This is a genomic window from Vibrio sp. 397 (assembly GCF_033339395.1).
GTDB lineage: Bacteria > Pseudomonadota > Gammaproteobacteria > Enterobacterales > Vibrionaceae > Vibrio > Vibrio alginolyticus.
The window spans coordinates 577,760-600,117 of the sequence record NZ_JAWOUN010000001.1 but is presented as its reverse complement, the minus strand read 5'-3'; the positions used below and the strand labels follow the sequence as shown (position 1 = coordinate 600,117).

Genomic DNA, 22,358 nt, shown 5'->3' with positions numbered 1-22,358 from the left:
GGAAGTAATAAGGTGGAATAAAAAATGGCAGACAACTATAAAAAGCCGTCCAAGGAACTAGACCGTATCGACCGCAACATTCTTAATGAGCTGCAGAAAGACGGTCGTATTTCAAACGTTGAGCTTTCAAAACGTGTGGGACTTTCTCCAACGCCATGTTTGGAGCGTGTACGTCGCTTAGAGCGTCAGGGTTATATCACAGGGTATACTGCATTATTGAATCCGCAGTTCCTGGATGCATCACTATTAGTATTCGTTGAGATTACGCTAAACCGTGGTGCGCCGGATGTGTTTGAGCAGTTTAACTCAGCTGTTCAAAAGCTAGACGACATACAAGAGTGTCATCTTGTTTCAGGTGACTTTGACTATCTTCTTAAAACCCGTGTATCAGATATGGGTGCTTACCGCCGACTATTGGGCGATACGTTACTACGTCTACCTGGCGTAAATGACACTCGCACATACGTTGTTATGGAAGAAGTGAAACAATCTAACCAGCTTGTGATCAAAACTCGTTAATTTCTTGCAAAGAAAGCGGTATATGCTTCCGCTTTCGCCAGAGAGTAATTGGGTTTTTCTCCTTGATATGGTTAAATCAATTTACCGAGCGGCTTGATGCCGCTCGGAATGTTTTGCAATTTCCTATTTCATTTCCATATTCAAGTTGATTTATGTTCAAAGAGAACGCAAAGAAAGTCGAAACCATTATCAAAACCAGTGAAGAGCCCCAGTCTTCACGCCTAAATGGCTTCCAACGCTTAAAAGAGTGCTGCTTTATCGTTGGCGTTCTTAGCTCGGTATTGCTTGCGGTTGCACTATTTACCTTCAGCCCGGCCGATCCTTCTTGGTCCCAAACCGCATGGGGAGGGGATATCGATAATGCTGGTGGCCTTTTCGGCGCTTGGCTAGCCGATACTCTATTCTTCACATTTGGCTCTCTCGCTTACCCAATCCCTTTCTTGCTAGCGGCGGCTGCATGGGTGATTTGCCGTAAACGAGGAGAAGATGAGCCCATTGATTTCATGCTATGGGGTACAAGGCTGCTCGGTCTTGTCGTCCTTATTATGACCAGTTGCGGTCTTGCCGATATTAATTTTGATGACATTTGGTATTTTTCATCCGGAGGTGTGGTCGGGGATGTGTTGTCTAGCCTCGCTTTACCTACATTGAATGTACTCGGTACCACATTGGTACTGCTGTTCTTGTGGGGAGCGGGCTTTACGCTCTTCACTGGCATCTCATGGCTTAACATCGTGGAATGGCTTGGTGATCGTGCGTTAGCACTAATTGCCGCGCTTGCAAATAAGGCAAGAGGTTCAGAGCAGGAAGTTTTAGAACCTCAGCTTGATGAGTTTGTAGAAGATAAAGTCTCTACGCCTAAACATAATGTAGACCATGAAATTGATGATGAGCCGCTTCCTCATTTAACGGCGTACGATGTCGATGAACCGAAAGAGCCGGCGCCAGCGCCAGCGCATGAGTATCCTATTTATATGCCGCAAGCTAAACCTGATAAGCCTGCGGAACAGGCGATGGTAGAACCGACGTCACCACAACGCAAGGCTACGGTTAATGCTGCGCCAGTTTATTCTGAACCTGAGCCTCAAATACAACCTATCCATACGGTTAACACTGATAACGTTGATCCGCTCTTGGAACGCACCAAGCAACTGAATGTTACGATAGAAGAGCTTGAAGCAGCGGCGCAACAAGCAGATGACTGGGGAACTGAAGAGCAGGCAGCCCCATCACTTGCAGACACTTACTCTTCCTATGTAGAGCAACATACAGCTACAGAAGAACCGATCAGTGTTGAACCAGATTATGCGCAGTACGAACAATTTGAAGCAGAGCAAGTACAGCAGCCAAGTATTGAGCATCCTGTACATGAAGAGCCTGCAATTGATTCTGCTGTATTAGATAGCATCACGGCGCAAACAGAGTCGAGCCAACATATTGAGCCTACGATCTCTGACTTTGATGTGTTAGATGATGAAGACGAAGTGGAGTCTCAGCCTGCGCAGCAAGTACAGCCAACAACGCCTCATCAGCAAGCAGCAACACCTTCAACAACATTTGAACCTGCTCCTCAAAAAGTGGAAGTAGAAGAGGTCCAAGACAACGACCAAGACGTTACCGCATTCCAAGATATGGTTTCCAATGCACAAGCCAAAGTCGCTGCAACACAGAACCCATTTTTGGTACAGAAAGAAGAAAACTTGCCAGTTCCGGAAGAGCCACTCCCAACGCTCGAGTTGCTTTATCATCCAGAAAAACGTGAAAACTTTATCGACCGTGATGCGCTAGAGCAGGTCGCTCGATTGGTAGAGAGCAAACTCGCTGACTACAAAATCAAAGCCGATGTGGTTGGTATTTATCCTGGTCCAGTGATCACTCGTTTTGAGCTTGATTTGGCGCCGGGGGTGAAAGTAAGTCGTATTTCTGGTCTTTCAACTGACTTAGCGCGTGCATTGTCTGCGATGGCGGTACGTGTTGTGGAAGTAATCCCTGGCAAGCCTTACATCGGTTTGGAACTGCCAAACATGAGTCGTCAGACGGTCTATTTATCTGATGTCATCAGTAGCCCTCAGTTTGAGCAAGCAACGTCACCAACAACGGTTGTGTTAGGTCAAGACATTGCGGGCGAAGCTGTGGTGGCAGATCTTGCGAAGATGCCTCACGTGCTAGTAGCAGGTACAACAGGTTCTGGTAAGTCGGTGGGTGTGAACGTGATGATTTTGAGCATGCTGTATAAAGCAGGCCCAGAAGATGTACGCTTCATCATGATTGACCCGAAAATGCTAGAGCTTTCTATTTATGAAGGTATCCCTCATCTTCTTTCTGAAGTTGTGACTGATATGAAAGACGCATCAAACGCTCTACGTTGGTGTGTGGGCGAGATGGAACGTCGTTACAAATTGATGTCGGCATTAGGTGTACGTAATGTGAAGGGCTTCAACGAAAAATTGAAGATGGCAGCAGAAGCGGGCCACCCAATCCATGACCCGTTCTGGCAGGAAGGCGACAGCATGGATACTGAACCGCCATTGCTAGAAAAGCTGCCTTACATCGTCGTTGTTGTTGACGAATTTGCTGACCTGATGATGGTGGTAGGTAAGAAAGTTGAAGAACTGATTGCTCGCTTGGCGCAAAAAGCGCGCGCGGCAGGTATTCACTTAATTCTTGCGACTCAGCGTCCATCGGTTGATGTTATTACCGGTCTAATTAAAGCGAACATTCCAACTCGTGTTGCGTTTACGGTATCGACTAAAACGGACTCTCGTACAATCCTAGATCAAGGCGGCGCAGAATCACTACTTGGTATGGGTGATATGTTGTATCTACCGCCGGGATCAAGTCATACAACTCGTGTTCACGGTGCATTTGCATCAGATGATGATGTTCATGCTGTTGTAAACAACTGGAAAGCGCGTGGTAAACCGAGCTACATTGAAGAGATCATCAGTGGAGATCAAACTCCAGAAAGTCTATTGCCAGGTGAGCAAATGGAAGCGGATGAAGATGTAGACCCACTCTTCGATCAAGTTGTTGAGCACGTGGTTCAATCACGTCGAGGTTCGGTTTCCGGTGTTCAGCGCCGATTTAAGATAGGTTACAACCGTGCCGCCCGTATTGTAGAGCAGCTTGAAGCGCAGGGCATCGTAAGTGCTCCGGGTCATAACGGTAACCGTGAAGTACTGGCACCTGCGCCACCAAAAGATTAATGAACTTGTGTTACTCACCTCAGTCCAACTGAGGTGAGTGGTTCTAATAATAGGTATCTGAATGAAAAAACTATTTTCAGCGAAACTTTTCTCTGCGCTTGTTTTAAGCTTTTCCCTCTTTTCTACCGCACACGCAGCATCTCCTAAAGATGAATTAAACAAACGCCTTTCTATGAATGATGGCTTCAGTGCGGATTTCTCTCAGCAGGTTATCAGCCCTGAAGGCGAAACGGTGATGGAAGGAGAAGGTACGGTTGAAATCGCTCGCCCAAGCCTGTTCCGTTGGAGTACAACATTCCCCGATGAGAACCTATTGGTCTCTGACGGTAAGACATTGTGGTACTACAGCCCATTCATCGAGCAAGTGAGCATCTACTGGCAAGAGCAAGCAACAGAGCAAACGCCATTTGTTTTGCTAACGCGTAACCGAGCAAGTGATTGGAATAACTACAAAATATCTCAAAAAGGTGACCAGTTCACTCTCATTCCTACCGCAGTAGACTCCACACAAGGTCAATTCCAGATTAATATTGATGCCAAAGGTGTGGTGAAAGGCTTCAACGTGGTTGAGCAAGACGGTCAAAAAGGTTTGTTCACCTTTAACAACGTGAAGCTGGGTAAACCAAAAGCAGACAGATTCACATTCACAATTCCAAAAGGTGTGGAAGTGGATGACCAAAGGAATTAATTGGTAGTGAGTAATTACACATTAGATTTCTCGGGGGACGAAGATTTTCGTCCCCTTGCTGCTCGTATGAGACCGGAAACGATCGAACAATACATCGGACAGCAGCACATTTTAGGCCCCGGTAAGCCACTGCGCCGTGCGCTAGAGGCGGGTCACATTCACTCTATGATCCTTTGGGGACCACCAGGCACAGGCAAAACGACATTAGCGGAAGTGGCTGCAAACTATGCCAATGCTGAAGTAGAACGTGTGTCTGCGGTAACGTCTGGTGTGAAAGAAATCCGTGCTGCAATCGAGAAAGCACGTGAGAACAAAATGGCGGGCCGCCGCACCATCTTATTTGTGGATGAGGTGCATCGCTTCAACAAATCTCAACAAGACGCGTTTTTACCGCATATCGAAGATGGCACGGTTACCTTTATTGGTGCGACGACAGAAAACCCATCGTTTGAGTTAAACAACGCATTGCTGTCACGTGCACGTGTCTACAAGCTAACGTCTCTCGATAAAGATGAAATCTCACTGGCGCTGAATCAAGCGATCAGTGACAAAGAGCGTGGCTTGGGCAATACACCCGCACACTTCGCTGATAACGTATTAGACCGCCTAGCAGAACTGGTAAACGGTGATGCTCGCATGTCTCTCAATTATCTTGAGCTGCTCTACGACATGGCAGAAGACAATGCGCAAGGTGAAAAAGAGATCACGCTTAAGTTGCTGGCTGAAGTGGCAGGGGAGAAAGTCTCTCGCTTCGATAACAAAGGTGATATCTGGTATGACTTAATCTCTGCGGTCCACAAATCCATTCGTGGCTCTAACCCAGATGCGGCGCTTTACTGGGCTGCACGTATGATTGCTGCGGGTTGTGATCCTCTTTATATTGCCCGTCGATTACTTGCGATAGCATCAGAAGATGTCGGCAATGCGGACCCTAGAGCCATGCAAGTGGCACTCTCCGCGTGGGACTGTTTTACACGCGTTGGCCCAGCAGAAGGTGAACGTGCGATTGCACAGGCGATCGTGTACTTAGCATGTGCGCCAAAAAGTAATGCTGTTTACGTGGCGTGGAAACAAGCGCTAGCGGACGCTCATAACTTACCTGAATATGAAGTGCCGCATCACCTTCGAAATTCGCCAACCAGTTTGATGAAAGACATGGGTTATGGGGCTGAGTATCGTTATGCTCACGATGAGCCTGGTGCTTACGCAGCAGGTGAGCAATATTTGCCGCCTGAAATGGGCGATCGTAGGTACTATCAGCCGACAAATCGTGGTCTGGAGACCAAAATCGGCGAAAAGTTAGATTACTTGGCTACTTTAGACGCAAATAGCCCACAAAAGCGCTATGAAAAGTAGGCGTTTTTGGATACATTTGTTTAGTAAATTTTTTTAACGCGTACGCTTGGAAAGTGCGCGTGATTTCACAACAAAAAGCATAGGATTAACAATGCTGGATTCTAAATTACTTCGTACAGAGCTGGATGAAACAGCTGCTAAACTGGCGCGTCGTGGCTTTAAGCTAGACGTAGATACTATTCGTAAACTTGAAGAACAACGTAAGTCCATTCAAGTAGAAGTAGAAAATTTACAATCCACGCGTAACTCCATCTCCAAGCAAATCGGCCAAAAAATGGCGGCTGGCGACAAAGAAGGCGCAGAAGAGATCAAGAAACAAATCGGTACGCTAGGTAGCGATCTTGATGCGAAGAAAGTTGAACTTGAGCAAGTAATGGCTCAACTAGACGAATTCACGCTTTCTGTACCAAACATCCCAGCAGATGAAGTGCCAGATGGCAAAGATGAAAACGACAACGTTGAAATCTCTCGTTGGGGTGAGCCAAAGTCTTACGACTTCGAACTGAAAGATCACGTTGACCTAGGCGAAATGGGCGACGGTCTAGACTTCGCAAGTGCAGTTAAGATCACTGGCGCACGTTTCATCGTGATGAAAGGCCAATTTGCTCGTCTACACCGTGCAATCGCTCAGTTCATGCTGGATCTTCACACTGAAGAGCACGGCTACACAGAAATGTACGTACCTTACCTAGTAAACTCTGACAGCCTATTCGGTACTGGTCAGCTTCCTAAGTTTGGTAAAGATCTTTTCCACACTGAGCCGCTAGTAGAAAAAGTAAACGACGAAGAGCCACGTAAACTGTCTCTAATCCCTACTGCAGAAGTACCTGTAACGAACCTAGTTCGTGACACGATTTCTGACGAAGCGGATCTACCAATTAAGATGACAGCTCACACGCCATGTTTCCGTTCAGAAGCAGGTTCTTACGGTCGTGATACTCGTGGTTTGATTCGTATGCACCAGTTCGACAAAGTTGAGCTAGTACAAATCACTAAGCCAGAAGATTCAATGAACGCACTAGAAGAGCTAACAGGTCACGCTGAGAAAGTTCTACAACTTCTAGAGCTTCCTTACCGTAAAGTGGTTCTATGTACAGGTGACATGGGCTTCGGCGCTCGTAAGACTTACGACCTAGAAGTTTGGGTTCCTGCTCAAGAAACTTACCGTGAAATTTCTTCATGTTCTAACATGTGGGATTTCCAAGCTCGTCGTATGCAAGCACGTTTCCGTCGTAAAGGCGAGAAGAAACCTGAGCTTGTACACACGCTAAACGGTTCTGGTCTTGCTGTAGGTCGTACAATGGTTGCTATCCTAGAAAACAACCAAGAAGCAGACGGCCGCATTGCAATCCCTACAGTACTTCAGAAGTACATGGCGGGCGCAACGCACATCGGTTAATTCATTAACCACTAGAACACCAAAACCCAGCCTTAGTGCTGGGTTTTTTGTTATCTGCGTCGAGTGAAAATTGATTATTACTAAGCTGCAATAGTGTTTTCGAATTTACCCTAATTATCTTGTTATTTGTAATCGATATAATCATCCACCCTACCACGGTAAGTAGATTTTCTCATTCAAGTAACGAGGAGGGCTTATGGCCGTAGGGTGGGCAAATGACGATAGCGTCAGCCAACAAATTCAAAACACAATAGACGACGAGATTTCCCGTGTTCGTGGCAGTATCACAAGGGGTGAAAGCGCCCATTATTGCGATGAGTGTGGTGATGAGATCCCAGAAGCACGTCGTTTTGCTATGAAAGGCGTTCGTTTGTGTATCGAATGTCAGTCAACAATCGAATTGGTGTCTCAACGCCAAGCATTGTTCAATCGACGAGCGAGTAAAGACAGTCAACTCCGATAACTTTACTGTTCTAATAAATAATGAGACGGTTTGAGTCTCATACTCAAACCGTTTTCGTATTGAATTGGACTATGAAGCGAAGCAGTCTTTACGTTGCAACGCCGCATCAATCGCGTTAACTAGCTTCTCAATATCTTCCGGCTTGCTGATGAACGGCGGCATCATATAAATCAGTTTGCCAAATGGACGAATCCAAACTCCGTGTTCAACAAACAAGGCTTGGATGGTTTCCATATTCACAGGGCGATGCGTCTCCACTACGCCAATGGCACCTAGCCAACGGGTGTTTTTCACCAACTCGTATTCTTCAAGTTTTGGTAGTAACTCAGAAAACAGCGTTTCAATTTGTTGGGTTTGTTGCTGCCAATTACCTTGCTCAATCAATTCCAAACTTGCGGTGGCAACAGCACAGGCGAGTGGATTCCCCATAAAGGTTGGACCGTGCATAAAACAGCCTGCATCACCACCACAAACGGTGTCTGCTACGTGTTTGCTCGCCAGGGTCGCAGAGAGGGTCATGTAGCCTCCAGTGAGTGCTTTCCCGACACACAGAATGTCTGGTTGAATGTCTGCATGTTCGCAGGCAAACAACTTACCGGTACGACCAAATCCGGTAGCGATCTCATCTGCAATCAATAACAAGCCGTATTTGTCGCAAAGCCTACGCACGCCTTTGAGAAATTCTGGATGGTAGATGCGCATGCCGCCTGCGCCTTGAACAATAGGTTCTAGGATCACCGCAGCAAGTTCTTCATGGTGCGTTTCAATCTTGTGCTCGAAGTCGGTAAGGTCCTCTGGCTTCCATTCATCCCAATAACCACAAGTTGCTGACTCCGCAAAGATATGCTCAGGCAAAAAGCCTTTGTAAAGAGAGTGCATTGAGTTATCAGGATCGGTAACCGACATAGCCGCAAAGGTGTCGCCGTGATAACCGTGTCGCAAAGTAAGAAACTTCGGTCGGCGTTCGCCTTTTGCATGCCAATATTGCAGTGCCATTTTTAAGCTGACTTCTACGGCAACGGAGCCTGAATCGGCAAGGAATACATGTTCAAGGTTATTTGGTGCAAGGGACAATAGCTTTTTACACAAACTGATTGCTGGCTGGTGGGTAATCCCGCCAAACATCACGTGAGAGACCTGATCGATTTGCTGGTGAGCGGCTTGATTTAAATGCGGATGGTTGTAGCCGTGGATCGTCGACCACCAAGAAGACATGCCATCGACCAGCTCAGTACCGTCTTCCAATTTAATATGAACACCATTTGCCGATGCCACTGGGTAGCAGGTCAGAGGTGTCAATGTCGAAGTGTAAGGATGCCAGATATGCTGGCGGTCGAAGGCGAGATCCATGTGCGATTCCAATAATAATTGAGGTTAAAAAACAGACAGGTGTAAACTTTGATCTTTTGCGTTGTGTTGACAGTTTATCGAGACTCAGTAGACTGTCAACACAACAACAAAAGTGACTAAAGGAATACACGTGGAAGTTCGTCATAACTGGACGCATGCTGAAGTGCGCGATCTCATGGAAAAACCATTCATGGATCTCCTATTCGAAGCGCAGCTTGTACATCGTCAATATCAACAAACCAACCATGTTCAAGTAAGCACGCTTCTGTCGATTAAGACAGGTGCTTGTCCAGAAGATTGTAAGTACTGTCCTCAGAGTGCTCGTTACACCACAGACATCGAGAAAGAGCGTCTGATGGAAGTAGAACGCGTACTCGATGCTGCGCAAAAAGCCAAAAATGCTGGTTCTACTCGATTCTGTATGGGCGCAGCATGGAAAAATCCAAAAGAGCGTGACATGCCGCATTTGACCGACATGATCAAAGGCGTGAAGGGCATGGGTTTAGAAACGTGTATGACATTAGGCATGTTGACACCAGATCAAGCAAAACAACTGGCAACCGCAGGTTTGGATTACTACAACCACAACCTAGATACGTCTCCTGAATTTTACGGCAACATCATTACCACACGTACTTATCAAGACCGTTTAGATACTTTGTCTCATGTTCGTGATGCTGGCATGAAGATCTGTTCCGGTGGCATCATCGGTATGGGTGAAAGTGCTAACGACCGAGCAGGTTTGTTGGTTGAATTAGCTAACTTGCCAGTGCATCCTGAAAGTGTGCCAATCAACATGCTCGTGAAGGTGAAAGGCACACCACTGGAAGAGGTGGACGATGTTGAGCCATTCGATTTCATTCGCTTGATTGCGATTGCGCGCATCATGATGCCTCAATCAGCGGTTCGTCTATCGGCTGGCCGTGAAAACATGAACGAACAAATGCAAGCGCTGTGTTTTATGGCGGGTGCAAACTCAGTCTTCTATGGCTGCAAACTTCTGACGACTCCAAATCCTTCTGAAGATAAGGACATGATGCTGTTCAACAAGCTCGGTATTAACAGCCAAGAGGTGTCTCAAAAACCTGATGAAATCGAAGAAAACGAGTTACTCGATCGCGTCGTAGAGCGCGTTGCTGCTCGTCCAACAAAAGACGACCTTTTCTACGATGCCAGCGTTTAAATCTCGTATCGAGTCCGCCCTTGCTGAGCGTAAAACGCAAGGGTTGAATCGTTCTATGAATGTGGTGTTTGCCGGTAACCAGTCCGTTTTGGAACACGAAGGCAGACGCTACATTAATTTCTCAAGTAATGATTATTTGGGCTTGGCCAATGACCAAGCGCTTGTTCGGGCTTGGCAGCAAGGTTTAAGCGTATACGGCAGTGGCAGTGGGGCATCACCAATGGTGACTGGCTTTAGTGCAGCACACAGCAATTTAGAAGCCGCACTAACTGAATGGTTGAGCTACGACAGAGCAATTCTGTTTGGTTCTGGATTCAGTGCTAATCAAGCCTTGTTGTTCACCTTGTTAGAAAAAACAGACGTATTGATCCAAGATCGTTTGAATCATGCTTCACTGATGGAAGCGGGGATGTTGTCACCAGCTAAGATGAAGCGTTTCAAGCACAATGACATCGAGCACCTGAAGTCGCTGATTAATAGCGAAGGCAACCATCTAGTTGTGACTGAAGGGGTATTCAGCATGGACGGTGACTGTGCACCACTCGCTGATATCGCTGCTGTCGTTGATAGCCACAATGCATGGTTTGCTGTCGATGACGCTCATGGAATTGGTGTTCTCGGTCAATCCGGTGGTGGTTCTTGCGAGTTGGCAACGGTTAAGCCTGAGTTATTGGTCATTACCTTCGGTAAAGCGTTTGGTATGTCTGGCGCGGCTATTTTATGTGACCACGCAACGGGGGACTTTTTAACTCAGTTTGCTCGTCACCATGTGTATTCCACGGCGATACCGCCAGCACAAGCGTATGCGTTGACTCATGCAGTCTCGATGGTTCAAGAGCAGTCTTGGCGACGTGAAAAGCTCTCTGAGCTTAGTGAAGTGTATCGAGATAGCCTTAGCGACCTTGAGGGGTTTGTTGAGACTCAAACTTCGATTAAGCCCTTTTTGATTGGTGAATCTGAATTGGCTTTGCGAGTAGCAGGTGCTTGTCGCCAAAACGGTATTTGGGTGACTGCTATTCGCCCTCCGACGGTGCCTAAAGGAACGTCTCGTCTTCGAATCACACTCACTGCCAATCACACTAATGAACAAGTTAAAACGCTTTCAATCGCATTGAAGCAAGCATTAGGAGCGCTGTAATGGATAATGCAACTACCGCATTAGCGCAAACGCTCGCGTTAGAGAGTTTCCATCAAGATAAAGACGCGATTGCCTCTTCGTTTGGTAAAGCAGCAGAAACATACGATAAACATGCGGCTTTTCAACGTGATGTCGGGCATCAGCTGCTTGATAAACTTCCTGAAAACTTGACGGGAAAACGTGTATTGGATTTAGGTTGTGGCACGGGTTATTTCTCCCAACTACTTCAACAACGCGGTGCGGAAGTCGTCTGCGGCGATATCTCTCAAGCCATGTTAGATAAAGCAGAGCAGCGTTGTGGTGCAGTACGAATGCATTACCAAGTTGCTGATGCTGAAAACTTACCATTTGACGATGATAGCTTCGATTACGTGTTTTCAAGTTTAGCGCTGCAATGGTGTACAGATTTAAGTTACCCACTAAAAGAAGTGCGCCGCGTGCTAAAAAATGGTGGGAAAGCGTGGTTCTCTACACTGGTTGATGGATCACTGTATGAGCTGCGTGCATCATGGGAAAAAATTGATGCATATCAACACGTCAATAACTTTCTAACGCTCAATCAGGTAAAAATTGCGTTAGCGCAATCTCGATGTGACAGCCATCAACTAGACTTGACCACCATCACAGTTTGGTACGACTCTGCATTTTCAGTTATGCGTGACCTCAAAGGTATAGGTGCAAATCACGTAAGCGGGCGCTCACACGGTTTAACTAGTCGCGAGACTTTGTTAAAAGTTGAGCATGCGTACCAAGCGTTTAAAAACGATCAAGGTCTTCTACCTGCAAGTTATCAGGTTTGTTTTGGAGTAATACATCTATGATTGATGCTTTTTTTATTGCTGGTACGGATACTGATGTTGGAAAGACGGTAGCGTCTAAAGCCATTTTGCAAGCGATCGCCGCAAAAGGACTAAACACTATTGGTTATAAGCCAGTGGCAGCAGGGAGTGACAAGACTGAAGCCGGATGGCGTAACTCTGATGCTTTACACTTACAAGACGCCGCAACACTCGATGTGGCCTATGATGATGTGAACCCATACGCTTTAGAGTTGCCTGCTTCTCCCCACATTGCAGCGAAGCATGAATATGTCGAAATAAGTTACGATGTTCTGAGTCAAAAACTGGCTCAACATAAGCAGCAAGCCGATGTTGTTCTCGTTGAAGGTGCTGGAGGCTGGCGTGTGCCAGTATCCGATACGGACTGTTTATCTACATGGGTAAAAGAAGAGCAGTTACCTGTTGTACTGGTGGTTGGCATTAAATTAGGCTGTTTGAGCCACGCTTTACTCACAGCAGAGAGTATTAAAGCGGATGGTTTGAATCTTGTTGGCTGGGTGGCAAACCGCGTCAACCCAGGCACAGAGCACTACGCTGACATTATCGAGATGCTAGAAGCACGTATCGATGCACCTAAGCTTGGGGAAATTCCATATATTCCAAGTGCTAAACGTAAAGAGCTAGGCAAGTACATTAATGTAGAGCCGTTGCTAAACACTGACTAATGGTGTTTAGGGTAAAAGACTAAAAAACCAAAGGGCTGCGCAATGCAGCCCTTTCTTGTTGGTGTAACCTAAAAAGTCAGATTACTTATCTTGGCTGAGCCCCATCAATGCTTGTTGTGTTTCTGCAACACGCTGAGACATATGATGATCGGTTGAAATACCAAGTTGTTGCTTTGCCTCGTCCTCTGAGATGCCTAGGTGACAACGCAGTAAATCAATAGCCATTTGATAGTCGTTAGTTTCTACCATGGTTTTTCCCTCAATACATGGAGTTTTTGAGCTCACCCAATGCACTTTTTGCAATGTACTTAGAGTGGCTCTGTTTTGTTCATCTCATTCGAATTTAGCATGTCCATGTAGCCGCACAATAAGACCAAAGTCTATAGCAGAGCTAACGTACTGTTTTTGGTCTATTAAAAAATTTCTAGCTAAGTTGCTAAGAGGTGATAGATTTAACACCAAGATCATCTATCAATAGATGATGGGTAGCTCAGAGCTTATTTTATCATTTTGATAAATGTATATGAACGGAGGTTCCGGCTCCTACCAAAGCATGTTTTGAAATCGCTTGAATCAAATATTTCAGTCCCGAAAACAAATGTTGCAATTTATTGCTTAACCTTGTTTTTATCGCGGATAGACTATATCTATAACGCACGGAACATGAAAATCAACGGAATTGGCTTTTATAGCGATTACCATTTGTTCCTTATAACAATCCGTTTTAAAAAAACGATAAGCTTCCTCGGAGAAAAGTAATGAAGCGAATTATGTTATTCCTAGCAACTAACCTAGCTGTCGTGCTAGTGCTTAGTGTTGTTCTGAATATTGTTTACGCTGTAACTGGAATGCAACCAGGCAGTCTGTCAGGTTTACTTGTAATGGCTGCTGTATTTGGTTTTGGTGGCGCATTTATTTCGTTGATGATGTCAAAGGGTATGGCGCTACGCTCGGTTGGTGGTATGGTCATTGAAAGCCCGCGCAACGAAACGGAGCATTGGTTAGTCGAAACTGTGGGTCGTCAAGCTCAACAAGTGGGTATTGGTATGCCAACGGTGGCTATTTATGATTCACCAGATATCAATGCATTTGCGACAGGTGCAAAACGAGATGACTCTCTTGTCGCCGTTTCTACTGGTCTTTTACACAATATGACTCGTGATGAGGCAGAGGCAGTACTTGCACACGAAGTGAGCCATATTGCAAATGGTGATATGGTCACGATGACGTTGATGCAAGGTGTCGTGAACACGTTTGTTATCTTCCTATCACGCTTTATTGCCAATATCGTGGCATCGAACGATGATGAAGAAGGCCAAGGTACAAATATGATGGTTTACTTTGGCGTATCCATGGTGCTTGAACTGGTATTTGGTTTCCTAGCTAGCTTCTTGACTATGTGGTACAGCCGTCATCGCGAATTCCACGCGGACGCAGGTGCTGCGCGCCTCGTTGGCAAAGAAAAAATGATTGCGGCTCTAGAGCGTTTGAAGGTGAGTCATGAATCTCAACTGGATGGCACCATGATGGCGTTTGGTATCAATGGCAAGCAGTCGCTGACTGAGCTATTAATGAGCCACCCTCCGCTAGATAAACGTATTGCAGCGTTGCGAGGCCAGCAATACTAATTGTTCCTACTTAAATAATTGTTAATCTGCTGAAAAGGCTTGGTTTTGACCAAGCCTTTTTTTTCGCCGATTGATCGCGTGCGAACTTCATCACGTACTACTTACAGAAATAAAGTTATACAAAATTATTTTTGTACAACTTTGGTGGAATGAACTATCTTGTACATATAATAATTTTGTACAACTTAATGGGCGTGTAGGAGTAAAAAATGGACATACAGTCTGTTGGCAATATCTATCAAAAGCTCAACAAAGCGAACTTACATCTACTTAAGGATATATATCACCAAGATGTAGTATTTGAGGACGCAGCGCATCGTTTAGAAGGATGGCCAGCACTTTCGGATTATTTCACCTCATTATATGCCAACGTCATCAGTTGTGATTTTGTAATCCATGAGCATCAACAAGTCGGAGATACAGGCTTCCTAACTTGGACAATGGACCTTCAGCATCCCAAACTTCAGAAGGGGGCGCCTATTCTCGTCAATGGTGTTTCGCACCTCAAATTTAGCGAAGGTCAGGTCATTTATCACCGAGACTATTTTGATCTCGGAGAGATGCTCTATGAGCATTTACCGTTACTTGGTTCAGTCGTTAAAACCATCAAGCAGAGGTTAGGACAATGAACTACACCATCTTAATCACAGGCGCCACCTCCGGAATAGGAAGACAGCTTGCCCTAGATTACGCGAACTCAGAATGGAATGTGATTGCTTGTGGTCGGAATCAAGATGTTCTTGCAGAACTGGAGGCAGTTTCCTCCAAAATTCATACATTGCAGTTTGATGTGACAAATTATGAGGAAACTCAGCAGGCGCTCTCTAATTTGCCCTTTACGCCAAACACATGGGTTTTTAACGCAGGCGATTGTGAGTACATGGATGAGGGAGTGGTCGACGCGAAACTCATGGCGCGTGTGATGAACGTAAATGTTGTCGGTGTTGCTAACTGCGTCGAAGGCTGCCAAGTGCATTTAGAGAGAGGGCACCGCATTGTTATTGTTGGCTCTATCGCATCAGAAGTGGCACTGCCTCGTGCTGAAGCTTACGGCGCATCCAAAGCGGCAGTCAGTTATTTTGCACGCACGCTCGCCGTCGACTTGAAAAAGAAAGGGATCAAAGTGGTAACGGTGTTTCCTGGTTTTGTTGAAACGCCGTTGACTGACAAAAACGACTTCGAAATGCCAATGATCATTTCTACTCAGCAAGCGTCGGACTCTATCAGGAAGCAGTTAGCCGCCAACAAGACCTATATCTATTTCCCAGCGAGATTTACCAGTATTTTACGTTTTATCTCGTTACTTCCATACAGTTGGCAAGCTCGCCTAACTGCTAAACTCGTATCATAAGAAGGAATAAAAATGAAAACAGCAGGAAGAAAGAAGATAGCGATTGTGGGAACGGGAATCTCTGGCCTTACTTGTGGTTATTACTTGCATAAAGAACATGATGTAACGCTGTTTGAAGCGAACGATTACATCGGTGGCCATACTGCAACCGTTGATGTGAGCCTTGATGGTAAAGAATACGCGATAGATACTGGGTTCATCGTCTATAACGACCGTACGTACCCTAATTTCATTAAAATGATGAGCGAGATTGGCGTTGAAGGTCTGCCGACTCAAATGAGCTTCAGTGTCAGAAACGATGGGAACGGACTAGAGTACAACGGCCACACAGTGTCGACATTGTTTGCTCAAAAACGCAACTGGGCAAACCCTAAATTTTATCGATTTATCTTCGAGATACTTCGTTTCAATAAACTTGCCAAGCGCTTCGCTAGCGAGCAATCCTCGCACTCTCAGACGTTAGGTGAGTTCCTTGATGAACACAAATTCAGTGCTTTCTTTACCGATAACTACATATTACCGATGGGTGCTGCGATTTGGTCGTCGACTTTAGCTGACATGCGCGCATTCCCTCTTATGTTCTTCTTACGTTTCTTCCTCAACCACGGTCTGCTAGATGTGACTAACCGACCACAATGGTATGTGATTAAAGGTGGTTCACGTTCATACATTCCACCATTGACCAAAGGCTTTGCGGAGAATATTCGTCTTAATAGTCCTGTCGAAAAAGTGGTTCGCAACGAAAAAGGGGTTGGCGTTCAAGTTCGCGGAGAAACGCATTGGTTTGATGACGTTATCTTTGCTTGTCACAGTGATCAAGCAATGAGAATGCTAGAGGATATCAGCCCAATTGAGCAGGAAATCTTGGGGGATATGACATACCAAGCAAATGAAGTTGTTCTTCATACCGACTCTGCCGTACTACCAAAACGTAAGGCAGCATGGGCATCATGGAACTACCTATTGGAAGGCAGTGAGGAGGAACAGCAACGCCTCCCTTCGCTCACTTATAACATGAACATTCTTCAGCATATTCAATCAGAACACACGTTTTGTGTAACGTTGAATAGTACTGAGCAAATTAACTCAAATAAAGTCTTGCGTTCGTTCACTTATCATCATCCAGTATTCACCACTGAGTCTATTGCAGCGCAGCAGCGCAAAAATGAGATACAGGGTAAACAAAGTACCTGGTTCTGCGGCGCTTATTGGTACAACGGTTTTCATGAAGATGGCGTGCGTAGCGCGCTTGATGTTGTGAAAGAACTAGAAGAAAAGTACCGCGAACAAAATGTGGTTCCTTTCGAAAAAGGCGCAGCGTGATATGGATAGCCAAATGAACAGCCGATTGTTTATAGGCAACGTTCGTCACCGTCGATTCACGCCTGTGAATCATGAGTTGAACTACTCTTTATTTATGCCCGCCATTGATGTAGACGAGATCGATGCTTTAGAGAAAAAAGTATGGGGTTTTGGTTCGCGTTGGTGGCATTGGGCTCGCTTCAAGCGCAGTGATTACATTGGTGAAGGTAGCGTCAAGTCGGCAGTGCACAGCAAAATTGAAGAACTGACAGGTGTCCGCTGTACCGGCAAGGTAATCGCAGTCTGTCACTTGCGTTATCTAGGACTTTATTTCAGTCCCGTTAATTTCTACTACGTTTATAACGCGGAAGGAGAATGGAAGTATCTCCTCGCAGAGGTGAGTAACACTCCTTGGAATGAACGACATTACTACGTGGTGTCAGCAGATAAAGAAGAAGAAAAGTTTGGTTGGGAACAAGATAAAGCATTCCATGTTTCACCATTCAACCCGATTGACCAACTCTACCGCTGGAGAATTAAACCTTTGACAGACAAGTTGAATATTCATCTTGAATGTCACAAAGGAGAGAAACACTTTGATGCCACCATGGTTATGAAAGCCAAGCCACTTTCAAGCAAAACCTTATTGAGGTGTTTGATCGTTACACCAATACAAACGGTAAAAGTAATGGTTGGTATTTATTGGCACGCATTAAAACTTTGGGTGAAAGGCGCACCTTTTTATTCTCATCCTAAATATTCAACGCATGAAGAAATAGAAGCCGATACTGAAAAAACAGACAAAAAAAATAAAAAGCATAAGGAGAATTCTGCATGTTAAATACTAGTTCTATGACATTGCCGCGTAAATTGACGACAACGCAAAAAGCGGCTCGCGGAGTTATTTTTCAATGTCTGCAAAAAATGGAAATCGGCTGCTTAACAGTTATTGAAAGTTTTAAGACGGAAACGACAGAGCGAAGCGAGCGTTTTAGTGCGCCAAATGGGGAGTACAGTGGTCAACCTGTTGTCGCTATTATAGAGGTAAAACATCCAGGCTTTTATTCACGGATCTTGCAGGGCGGCAGTATTGCTGCTGGTGAGGCTTATATGGATGGGTGGTGGGATAGCCCCGATTTAACCTCATTAATGAAACTGATGGCCCTTAACATGCGTGCTCTAGATAAACTCGAAGAGCAAGGCAGTTGGTTGACTAAAATACTGTACAAGTTCAGTCATTGGTCAAACAGAAACTCTGAAGAGAACTCACGTAAAAATATCCATGCGCATTACGACTTGGGTAACAACCTATACGAAGCGTTCCTTGATACCAATATGCTGTACTCGTCGGCGCTTTACAATCATGCGGATGACTCTCTAGAGCAGGCTCAAATCAACAAAATGGATCGTCTATGTCAGCAACTTGAGCTGAAGCCCACTGATCATGTTGTTGAAATTGGCACTGGGTGGGGCGCTATGGCGATTTACATGGCTGAACAATACGGTTGTCAGGTCACCACAACAACGATATCTGAAGAGCAACACGCGTACGCGGAGCAAAAAATCAAAGAGCGTGGCTTAGAAGACAAAATCACTCTACTCAAAGAAGATTACCGAAACCTAACCGGCACTTATGACAAGCTCGTTTCTATTGAAATGATTGAAGCTGTGGGCAAACAATTCCTGCCTTCGTACATTAAGGTCTGTGAGTCTTTATTGAAGTCTGGTGGCTTGATGGCGATTCAAGCGATTACGATTGCCGATCAGCGTTACGATTACTACAGTAACAACGTCGACTTTATCCAAAAGTACATTTTCCCGGGTGGTTTTTTACCGTCGGTAACCTCACTAACCCAAGCAACAACAAAGTACAGTGACTTAGTGACGCGAGACTTGTTCGATATTGGTTTGGACTACGCCAAGACGCTGAACGAATGGCACTTACGTTTTAATCGAGCAGAGAATGAAGTGCGCTCGTTTGGCTACGACGACCGCTTTGTGCGTATGTGGCGCTACTATTTGAGCTACTGTGAAGGTGGCTTTTTGGCTCGCACGATCAGTGCCGTTCACATGACGTTTCAACGCCCGTAGTTCGTTATGAAGGTGTTTCTTGCTTCGACATGGTTCCAACTCTGCTGGTTTGCAGCGGTGCTTGGAACCTATCAATGGCAATGGGTGACGTTATTCCTTACTTTGGCAACCCTACTATATTGTTTGAAAACTGACGCATCTTCGCTCAAAAGTATTGGTGTTATCGCCACGATTGGTCTCGTGCTTGATACATTAAATCAGCAATTTTCAATTTTCATGTTTGCCACTCAATGGTTACCCCTTTGGCTTTTGTGCCTTTGGATTCTGTTCGCCTGGTATGCCTATCAACTCAAGTCAATTTTGTACCGTTTCCCAAAAACCTACGTATCAATAGTAGGCGGACTCGGAGGAACGGCGAGCTACTTTGCTGGCTATAAGCTCCAAGCCGTTGAATTTGGATTTAGCACTGGCGCTACACTGGCAATGTTGTTTGTCGAATGGTGCGTCATGATGCTCTTGATACTCAAGGTGTACGGAAATGAAAAGCTTGAAGAGAGACTTAACTCAGAGACTGACTAGGCTGCTTGCGTTGGTAATAGTAACTGGCTCTTTTGCTCTGCAAGCTCAACCTGTTGGAAACAGCGAAGCTGCTAGCAACATTGCGAATTGGAAGGGATGGAAAACTGTTGGAGAAGCCCAACTTACTTGGTTCATCTTCGATATTTATCACTCAAGATTAAAAGCGCCTGATGGAAAGTTCATCGTAAGCGATGACGTATCGCCACATCCCCTTGCGTTGGAAATTAATTACAAGAGAGACATCAGTAAGCAACAGCTGCTTGATGTGACGGATGAGCAGTGGGCGAAATTGGGTTTTACGGACTCATATCGAAAAGCTTGGATCAGCGAGCTCGATCGTATGTTTCCTGATATTCAAAAAGGTGACGAGCTTACTTATCTAACAGATGGAAAATCTGGTCAGCTTTTTTATAAGCAGGTTGGGGACGTGCAAGTAAAGAACGTTGGCATCATTGAAGACGAACGAATGAACGATGCATTTTTGGCTATATGGTTATCACCCAACACAGAATTTCCGAAACTCCGAAAACAATTGATAGGGCAGGTTAGATAGTGTTTAAACGAATTTTTAAATCAGCGACTTTAGTGGCAGCTGTTTTTCTTTCGGCATGTTCCGCAGACATTGATAATTACCGCTCTTCTAAACCGACTTTTGACGTATTCGGTTATTTCGAAGGCGACATAAAGGCGTGGGGGATGGTGCAAGATTATACCGGACAGCAAACGCGTCGCTTTGAAGTCGATATAGTGGGTACTGTAGCGGGTGATACGCTGACGCTGGTGGAAGACTTCGTGTTTGATGACGGAGAGGTGGACCAGCGAATTTGGGTTATCACTAGATTAGAAGATGGTCGTTATGAAGGTAAGGCAGACGATATTATAGGTGTGGCAACAGGGGAAGAGCAGGGCAATGCGCTACAGTGGCAATATGACTTTGAGCTACAAATGGAGGATTCATCAGTGACGGTTGCTTTTGATGATTGGCTTTATCGTCAGGATGACAGACACGTTTTCAATCTAACGAAAATAAAAAAGTTTGGTGTGGAAGTAGGAACAATAACCTTGTTCTTCCAAAAGCTGCCATAACAAATGGGGCTGATCTTCAATTAATAATCCATTCCATATAACTAAAATTATTTTCTCCCGACCTAACTCTCCTAACTAAAAAAGGTTGACGCTTTCGCGTCAACCTTTTAAGTATCTGGTCGTTACAGGAGTATTACAGCTTATCTGTCAGCTCGATTGCTTGACCGATATAGTTCGCTGGTGTCATCTCTTTCAGACGTGCTTTCTCGTGCTCAGGAAGCTCAAGACCGTCGATGAAGTTACGCATTGCTTCGCCGTCTACACGCTTACCACGAGTTAGCTCTTTCAGCTTCTCGTATGGCTTCTCGATGCCGTAACGACGCATAACGGTTTGTACTGGCTCAGCTAGTACTTCCCAGTTCTTGTCTAGTTCAGCAAGAAGCGCTTCACGGTTTACTTCTAGCTTGCTGATGCCTTTAAGTGTCGAAGTGTAAGCGATGATAGCGTAGCCAACACCAACACCAAGGTTACGTAGAACCGTTGAGTCAGTTAGGTCACGTTGCCAACGAGAGATAGGCAGTTTCTGTGCTAGGTGGCCGAATACAGCGTTCGCAAGACCTAGGTTACCTTCTGAGTTTTCAAAGTCGATTGGGTTAACTTTGTGAGGCATTGTTGAAGAACCGATCTCACCAGCAATAGTTTTTTGCTTGAAGTGGCCTAGTGCAATGTAACCCCAAACGTCACGGTCGAAGTCAATCAGGATAGTGTTGAAACGAGCGATAGCGTCGAACAGCTCAGCGATGTAATCGTGCGGTTCGATTTGAGTTGTGTAAGGGTTCCAAGTTACGCCTAGAGACTCTGTGATGAACTCTTCAGAGAACTTGTGCCAATCTAGCTCTGGGTAAGCAGAAAGGTGTGCATTGTAGTTACCTACTGCACCGTTGATTTTCGCTAGGATCTCAACGTTTTCGATTTGCTTGAATTGACGCTCCATACGGTACGCCACGTTTGCCATTTCTTTACCCATAGTAGATGGAGAAGCAGGCTGACCGTGTGTACGAGATAGAAGAGGAATGTCGCGGTATTCCACTGCTAGTGCTTTGATAGCGTCGATTAGGTTACGGATTTCTGGAAGAATCACGTTCTCACGCGCTTCTTTAAGCATTAGAGCGTGTGATGTGTTGTTGATGTCTTCAGAAGTACATGCGAAGTGGAAGAACTCGTTTACTGCGTGCAGTTCAGGAACGTCTGCTACTTTCTCTTTTAGGAAGTACTCAACCGCTTTTACGTCGTGGTTAGTTGTACGCTCGATCTCTTTGATACGGCGTGCATCTTCTTCAGAGAAGTTTGCAGCAAGGTCGTCTAGGAATTGGTTTGCTTCTGCGCTAAACGCTGGCACTTCTGCAATTTCAGCAGTAGCAGCAAGCTTTTGTAGCCAGCGGATTTCAACGATAGTACGGTACTTTAGTAGACCGTATTCACTGAAAATTTCGCGTAACGCAATTGTCTTGCTTCCGTAACGGCCGTCTACTGGTGAAACAGCAGTCAATGCTGACAGTTCCATGATGTTCTCCTGAATTGGGTTTCTAAATTTCGTGAGCTTTATACCAATAACTGTGGCAATTGTCACGAATA

At 45.3% G+C, this 22,358-nt stretch carries 22 protein-coding genes; 19 read left to right on the top strand and 3 right to left on the bottom strand.

Annotated features, from left to right (window positions below; translation table 11 throughout):
* Window positions 1-24 precede the first annotated feature (24 nt).
* The 6 genes from lrp (at window position 25) to R7P36_RS02665 (ending at window position 7,631) form a co-directional block, all read left to right on the top strand.
* Window positions 25-519 (top strand): leucine-responsive transcriptional regulator Lrp, encoded by a 495-nt coding sequence (gene lrp, locus R7P36_RS02690; protein ID WP_005378234.1) that lies wholly within the window; start codon window positions 25-27, stop codon window positions 517-519.
* Between the two features lie 152 nt (window positions 520-671).
* Window positions 672-3,725 (top strand): DNA translocase FtsK 4TM domain-containing protein, encoded by a 3,054-nt coding sequence (locus tag R7P36_RS02685; protein WP_213899665.1) that lies wholly within the window; start codon window positions 672-674, stop codon window positions 3,723-3,725.
* Window positions 3,726-3,786: 61 nt separating this feature from the next.
* Window positions 3,787-4,413 carry an outer membrane lipoprotein chaperone LolA gene (lolA, locus tag R7P36_RS02680; protein WP_005388103.1) on the top strand — a complete coding sequence of 209 codons (627 nt, stop codon included), beginning with the start codon at window positions 3,787-3,789 and terminating at the stop codon, window positions 4,411-4,413.
* Window positions 4,414-5,769 (top strand): replication-associated recombination protein A, encoded by a 1,356-nt coding sequence (locus R7P36_RS02675; protein WP_318122006.1) that lies wholly within the window; start codon window positions 4,414-4,416, stop codon window positions 5,767-5,769.
* A 91-nt stretch (window positions 5,770-5,860) separates the two neighbouring features.
* A complete protein-coding gene (gene serS / locus R7P36_RS02670; protein ID WP_005437179.1) occupies window positions 5,861-7,168 on the top strand; it encodes a serine--tRNA ligase in 1,308 nt (435 codons plus the stop codon).
* Window positions 7,169-7,364: 196 nt separating this feature from the next.
* On the top strand, window positions 7,365-7,631 hold the full coding sequence (locus R7P36_RS02665; protein WP_132936554.1) for a DksA/TraR family C4-type zinc finger protein: 267 nt from the start codon (window positions 7,365-7,367) through the stop codon (window positions 7,629-7,631).
* 69 nt (window positions 7,632-7,700) lie between these two features.
* On the opposite strand, the gene bioA is transcribed toward R7P36_RS02665, so the two are convergent.
* Window positions 7,701-8,981, bottom strand: a complete 1,281-nt coding sequence (bioA, locus tag R7P36_RS02660; RefSeq protein ID WP_017821705.1) for an adenosylmethionine--8-amino-7-oxononanoate transaminase — start codon at window positions 8,979-8,981, stop codon at window positions 7,701-7,703.
* A gap of 130 nt (window positions 8,982-9,111) precedes the next feature.
* On the opposite strand from bioA, the gene bioB reads away from it, so the two are divergent.
* The 4 genes from bioB to bioD are packed head-to-tail and all read left to right on the top strand — an operon-like array spanning window position 9,112 to window position 12,806.
* Entirely contained in the window at window positions 9,112-10,164 is a 1,053-nt protein-coding gene (gene bioB / locus R7P36_RS02655) for a biotin synthase BioB (RefSeq protein ID WP_005378222.1), read from the top strand.
* Window positions 10,151-11,302 carry an 8-amino-7-oxononanoate synthase gene (gene bioF / locus R7P36_RS02650; RefSeq protein ID WP_171342739.1) on the top strand — a complete coding sequence of 384 codons (1,152 nt, stop codon included), beginning with the start codon at window positions 10,151-10,153 and terminating at the stop codon, window positions 11,300-11,302. Before bioB ends, bioF begins: the two co-directional genes overlap by 14 nt.
* Entirely contained in the window at window positions 11,302-12,123 is an 822-nt protein-coding gene (gene bioC, locus R7P36_RS02645; protein WP_005388087.1) for a malonyl-ACP O-methyltransferase BioC, read from the top strand. The genes bioF and bioC overlap by 1 nt, the downstream gene beginning before the upstream one ends.
* A complete protein-coding gene (bioD, locus tag R7P36_RS02640) occupies window positions 12,120-12,806 on the top strand; it encodes a dethiobiotin synthase (RefSeq protein ID WP_171342738.1) in 687 nt (228 codons plus the stop codon). The genes bioC and bioD overlap by 4 nt, the downstream gene beginning before the upstream one ends.
* 81 nt (window positions 12,807-12,887) lie before the next feature.
* On the opposite strand, the gene R7P36_RS02635 is transcribed toward bioD, so the two are convergent.
* A complete protein-coding gene (locus R7P36_RS02635; protein WP_005378215.1) occupies window positions 12,888-13,055 on the bottom strand; it encodes a hypothetical protein in 168 nt (55 codons plus the stop codon).
* 509 nt (window positions 13,056-13,564) lie between these two features.
* Here R7P36_RS02635 and htpX point away from each other — a divergent pair.
* The 9 genes from htpX to R7P36_RS02590 all read left to right on the top strand — a co-directional run bounded on the left by htpX (window position 13,565) and on the right by R7P36_RS02590 (window position 20,783).
* Window positions 13,565-14,434, top strand: a complete 870-nt coding sequence (htpX, locus tag R7P36_RS02630) for a protease HtpX (protein ID WP_005388085.1) — start codon at window positions 13,565-13,567, stop codon at window positions 14,432-14,434.
* A gap of 209 nt (window positions 14,435-14,643) precedes the next feature.
* The gene (locus R7P36_RS02625; RefSeq protein ID WP_005378211.1) at window positions 14,644-15,063 is read left to right on the top strand and encodes a nuclear transport factor 2 family protein; all 420 of its coding nucleotides are present in this window, start codon (window positions 14,644-14,646) and stop codon (window positions 15,061-15,063) included.
* Window positions 15,060-15,785 carry an SDR family oxidoreductase gene (locus tag R7P36_RS02620; protein ID WP_054702694.1) on the top strand — a complete coding sequence of 242 codons (726 nt, stop codon included), beginning with the start codon at window positions 15,060-15,062 and terminating at the stop codon, window positions 15,783-15,785. The genes R7P36_RS02625 and R7P36_RS02620 overlap by 4 nt, the downstream gene beginning before the upstream one ends.
* A 12-nt stretch (window positions 15,786-15,797) precedes the next feature.
* Window positions 15,798-17,108 carry an NAD(P)/FAD-dependent oxidoreductase gene (locus R7P36_RS02615; RefSeq protein ID WP_171342737.1) on the top strand — a complete coding sequence of 437 codons (1,311 nt, stop codon included), beginning with the start codon at window positions 15,798-15,800 and terminating at the stop codon, window positions 17,106-17,108.
* A 1-nt stretch (window position 17,109) separates the two neighbouring features.
* Window positions 17,110-17,928: a DUF1365 domain-containing protein gene (locus tag R7P36_RS02610; RefSeq protein ID WP_047100784.1), complete on the top strand. Its 819-nt coding sequence runs from the start codon at window positions 17,110-17,112 to the stop codon at window positions 17,926-17,928.
* Window positions 17,922-19,178, top strand: coding sequence for an SAM-dependent methyltransferase (locus R7P36_RS02605; RefSeq protein ID WP_171342736.1), 1,257 nt, complete (start codon window positions 17,922-17,924; stop codon window positions 19,176-19,178). Before R7P36_RS02610 ends, R7P36_RS02605 begins: the two co-directional genes overlap by 7 nt.
* Window positions 19,179-19,184: 6 nt before the next feature.
* A complete protein-coding gene (locus R7P36_RS02600; RefSeq protein WP_042522066.1) occupies window positions 19,185-19,697 on the top strand; it encodes a DUF2878 domain-containing protein in 513 nt (170 codons plus the stop codon).
* Window positions 19,657-20,250 (top strand): chalcone isomerase family protein, encoded by a 594-nt coding sequence (locus tag R7P36_RS02595; protein ID WP_017821712.1) that lies wholly within the window; start codon window positions 19,657-19,659, stop codon window positions 20,248-20,250. Before R7P36_RS02600 ends, R7P36_RS02595 begins: the two co-directional genes overlap by 41 nt.
* Window positions 20,250-20,783: a DUF3833 domain-containing protein gene (locus R7P36_RS02590; protein WP_017821713.1), complete on the top strand. Its 534-nt coding sequence runs from the start codon at window positions 20,250-20,252 to the stop codon at window positions 20,781-20,783. The genes R7P36_RS02595 and R7P36_RS02590 overlap by 1 nt, the downstream gene beginning before the upstream one ends.
* A gap of 133 nt (window positions 20,784-20,916) precedes the next feature.
* Here R7P36_RS02590 and purB read toward each other — a convergent pair whose 3' ends face one another.
* Window positions 20,917-22,287, bottom strand: a complete 1,371-nt coding sequence (gene purB / locus R7P36_RS02585; RefSeq protein WP_005378198.1) for an adenylosuccinate lyase — start codon at window positions 22,285-22,287, stop codon at window positions 20,917-20,919.
* Between the last annotated feature and the right edge of the window lie 71 nt (window positions 22,288-22,358).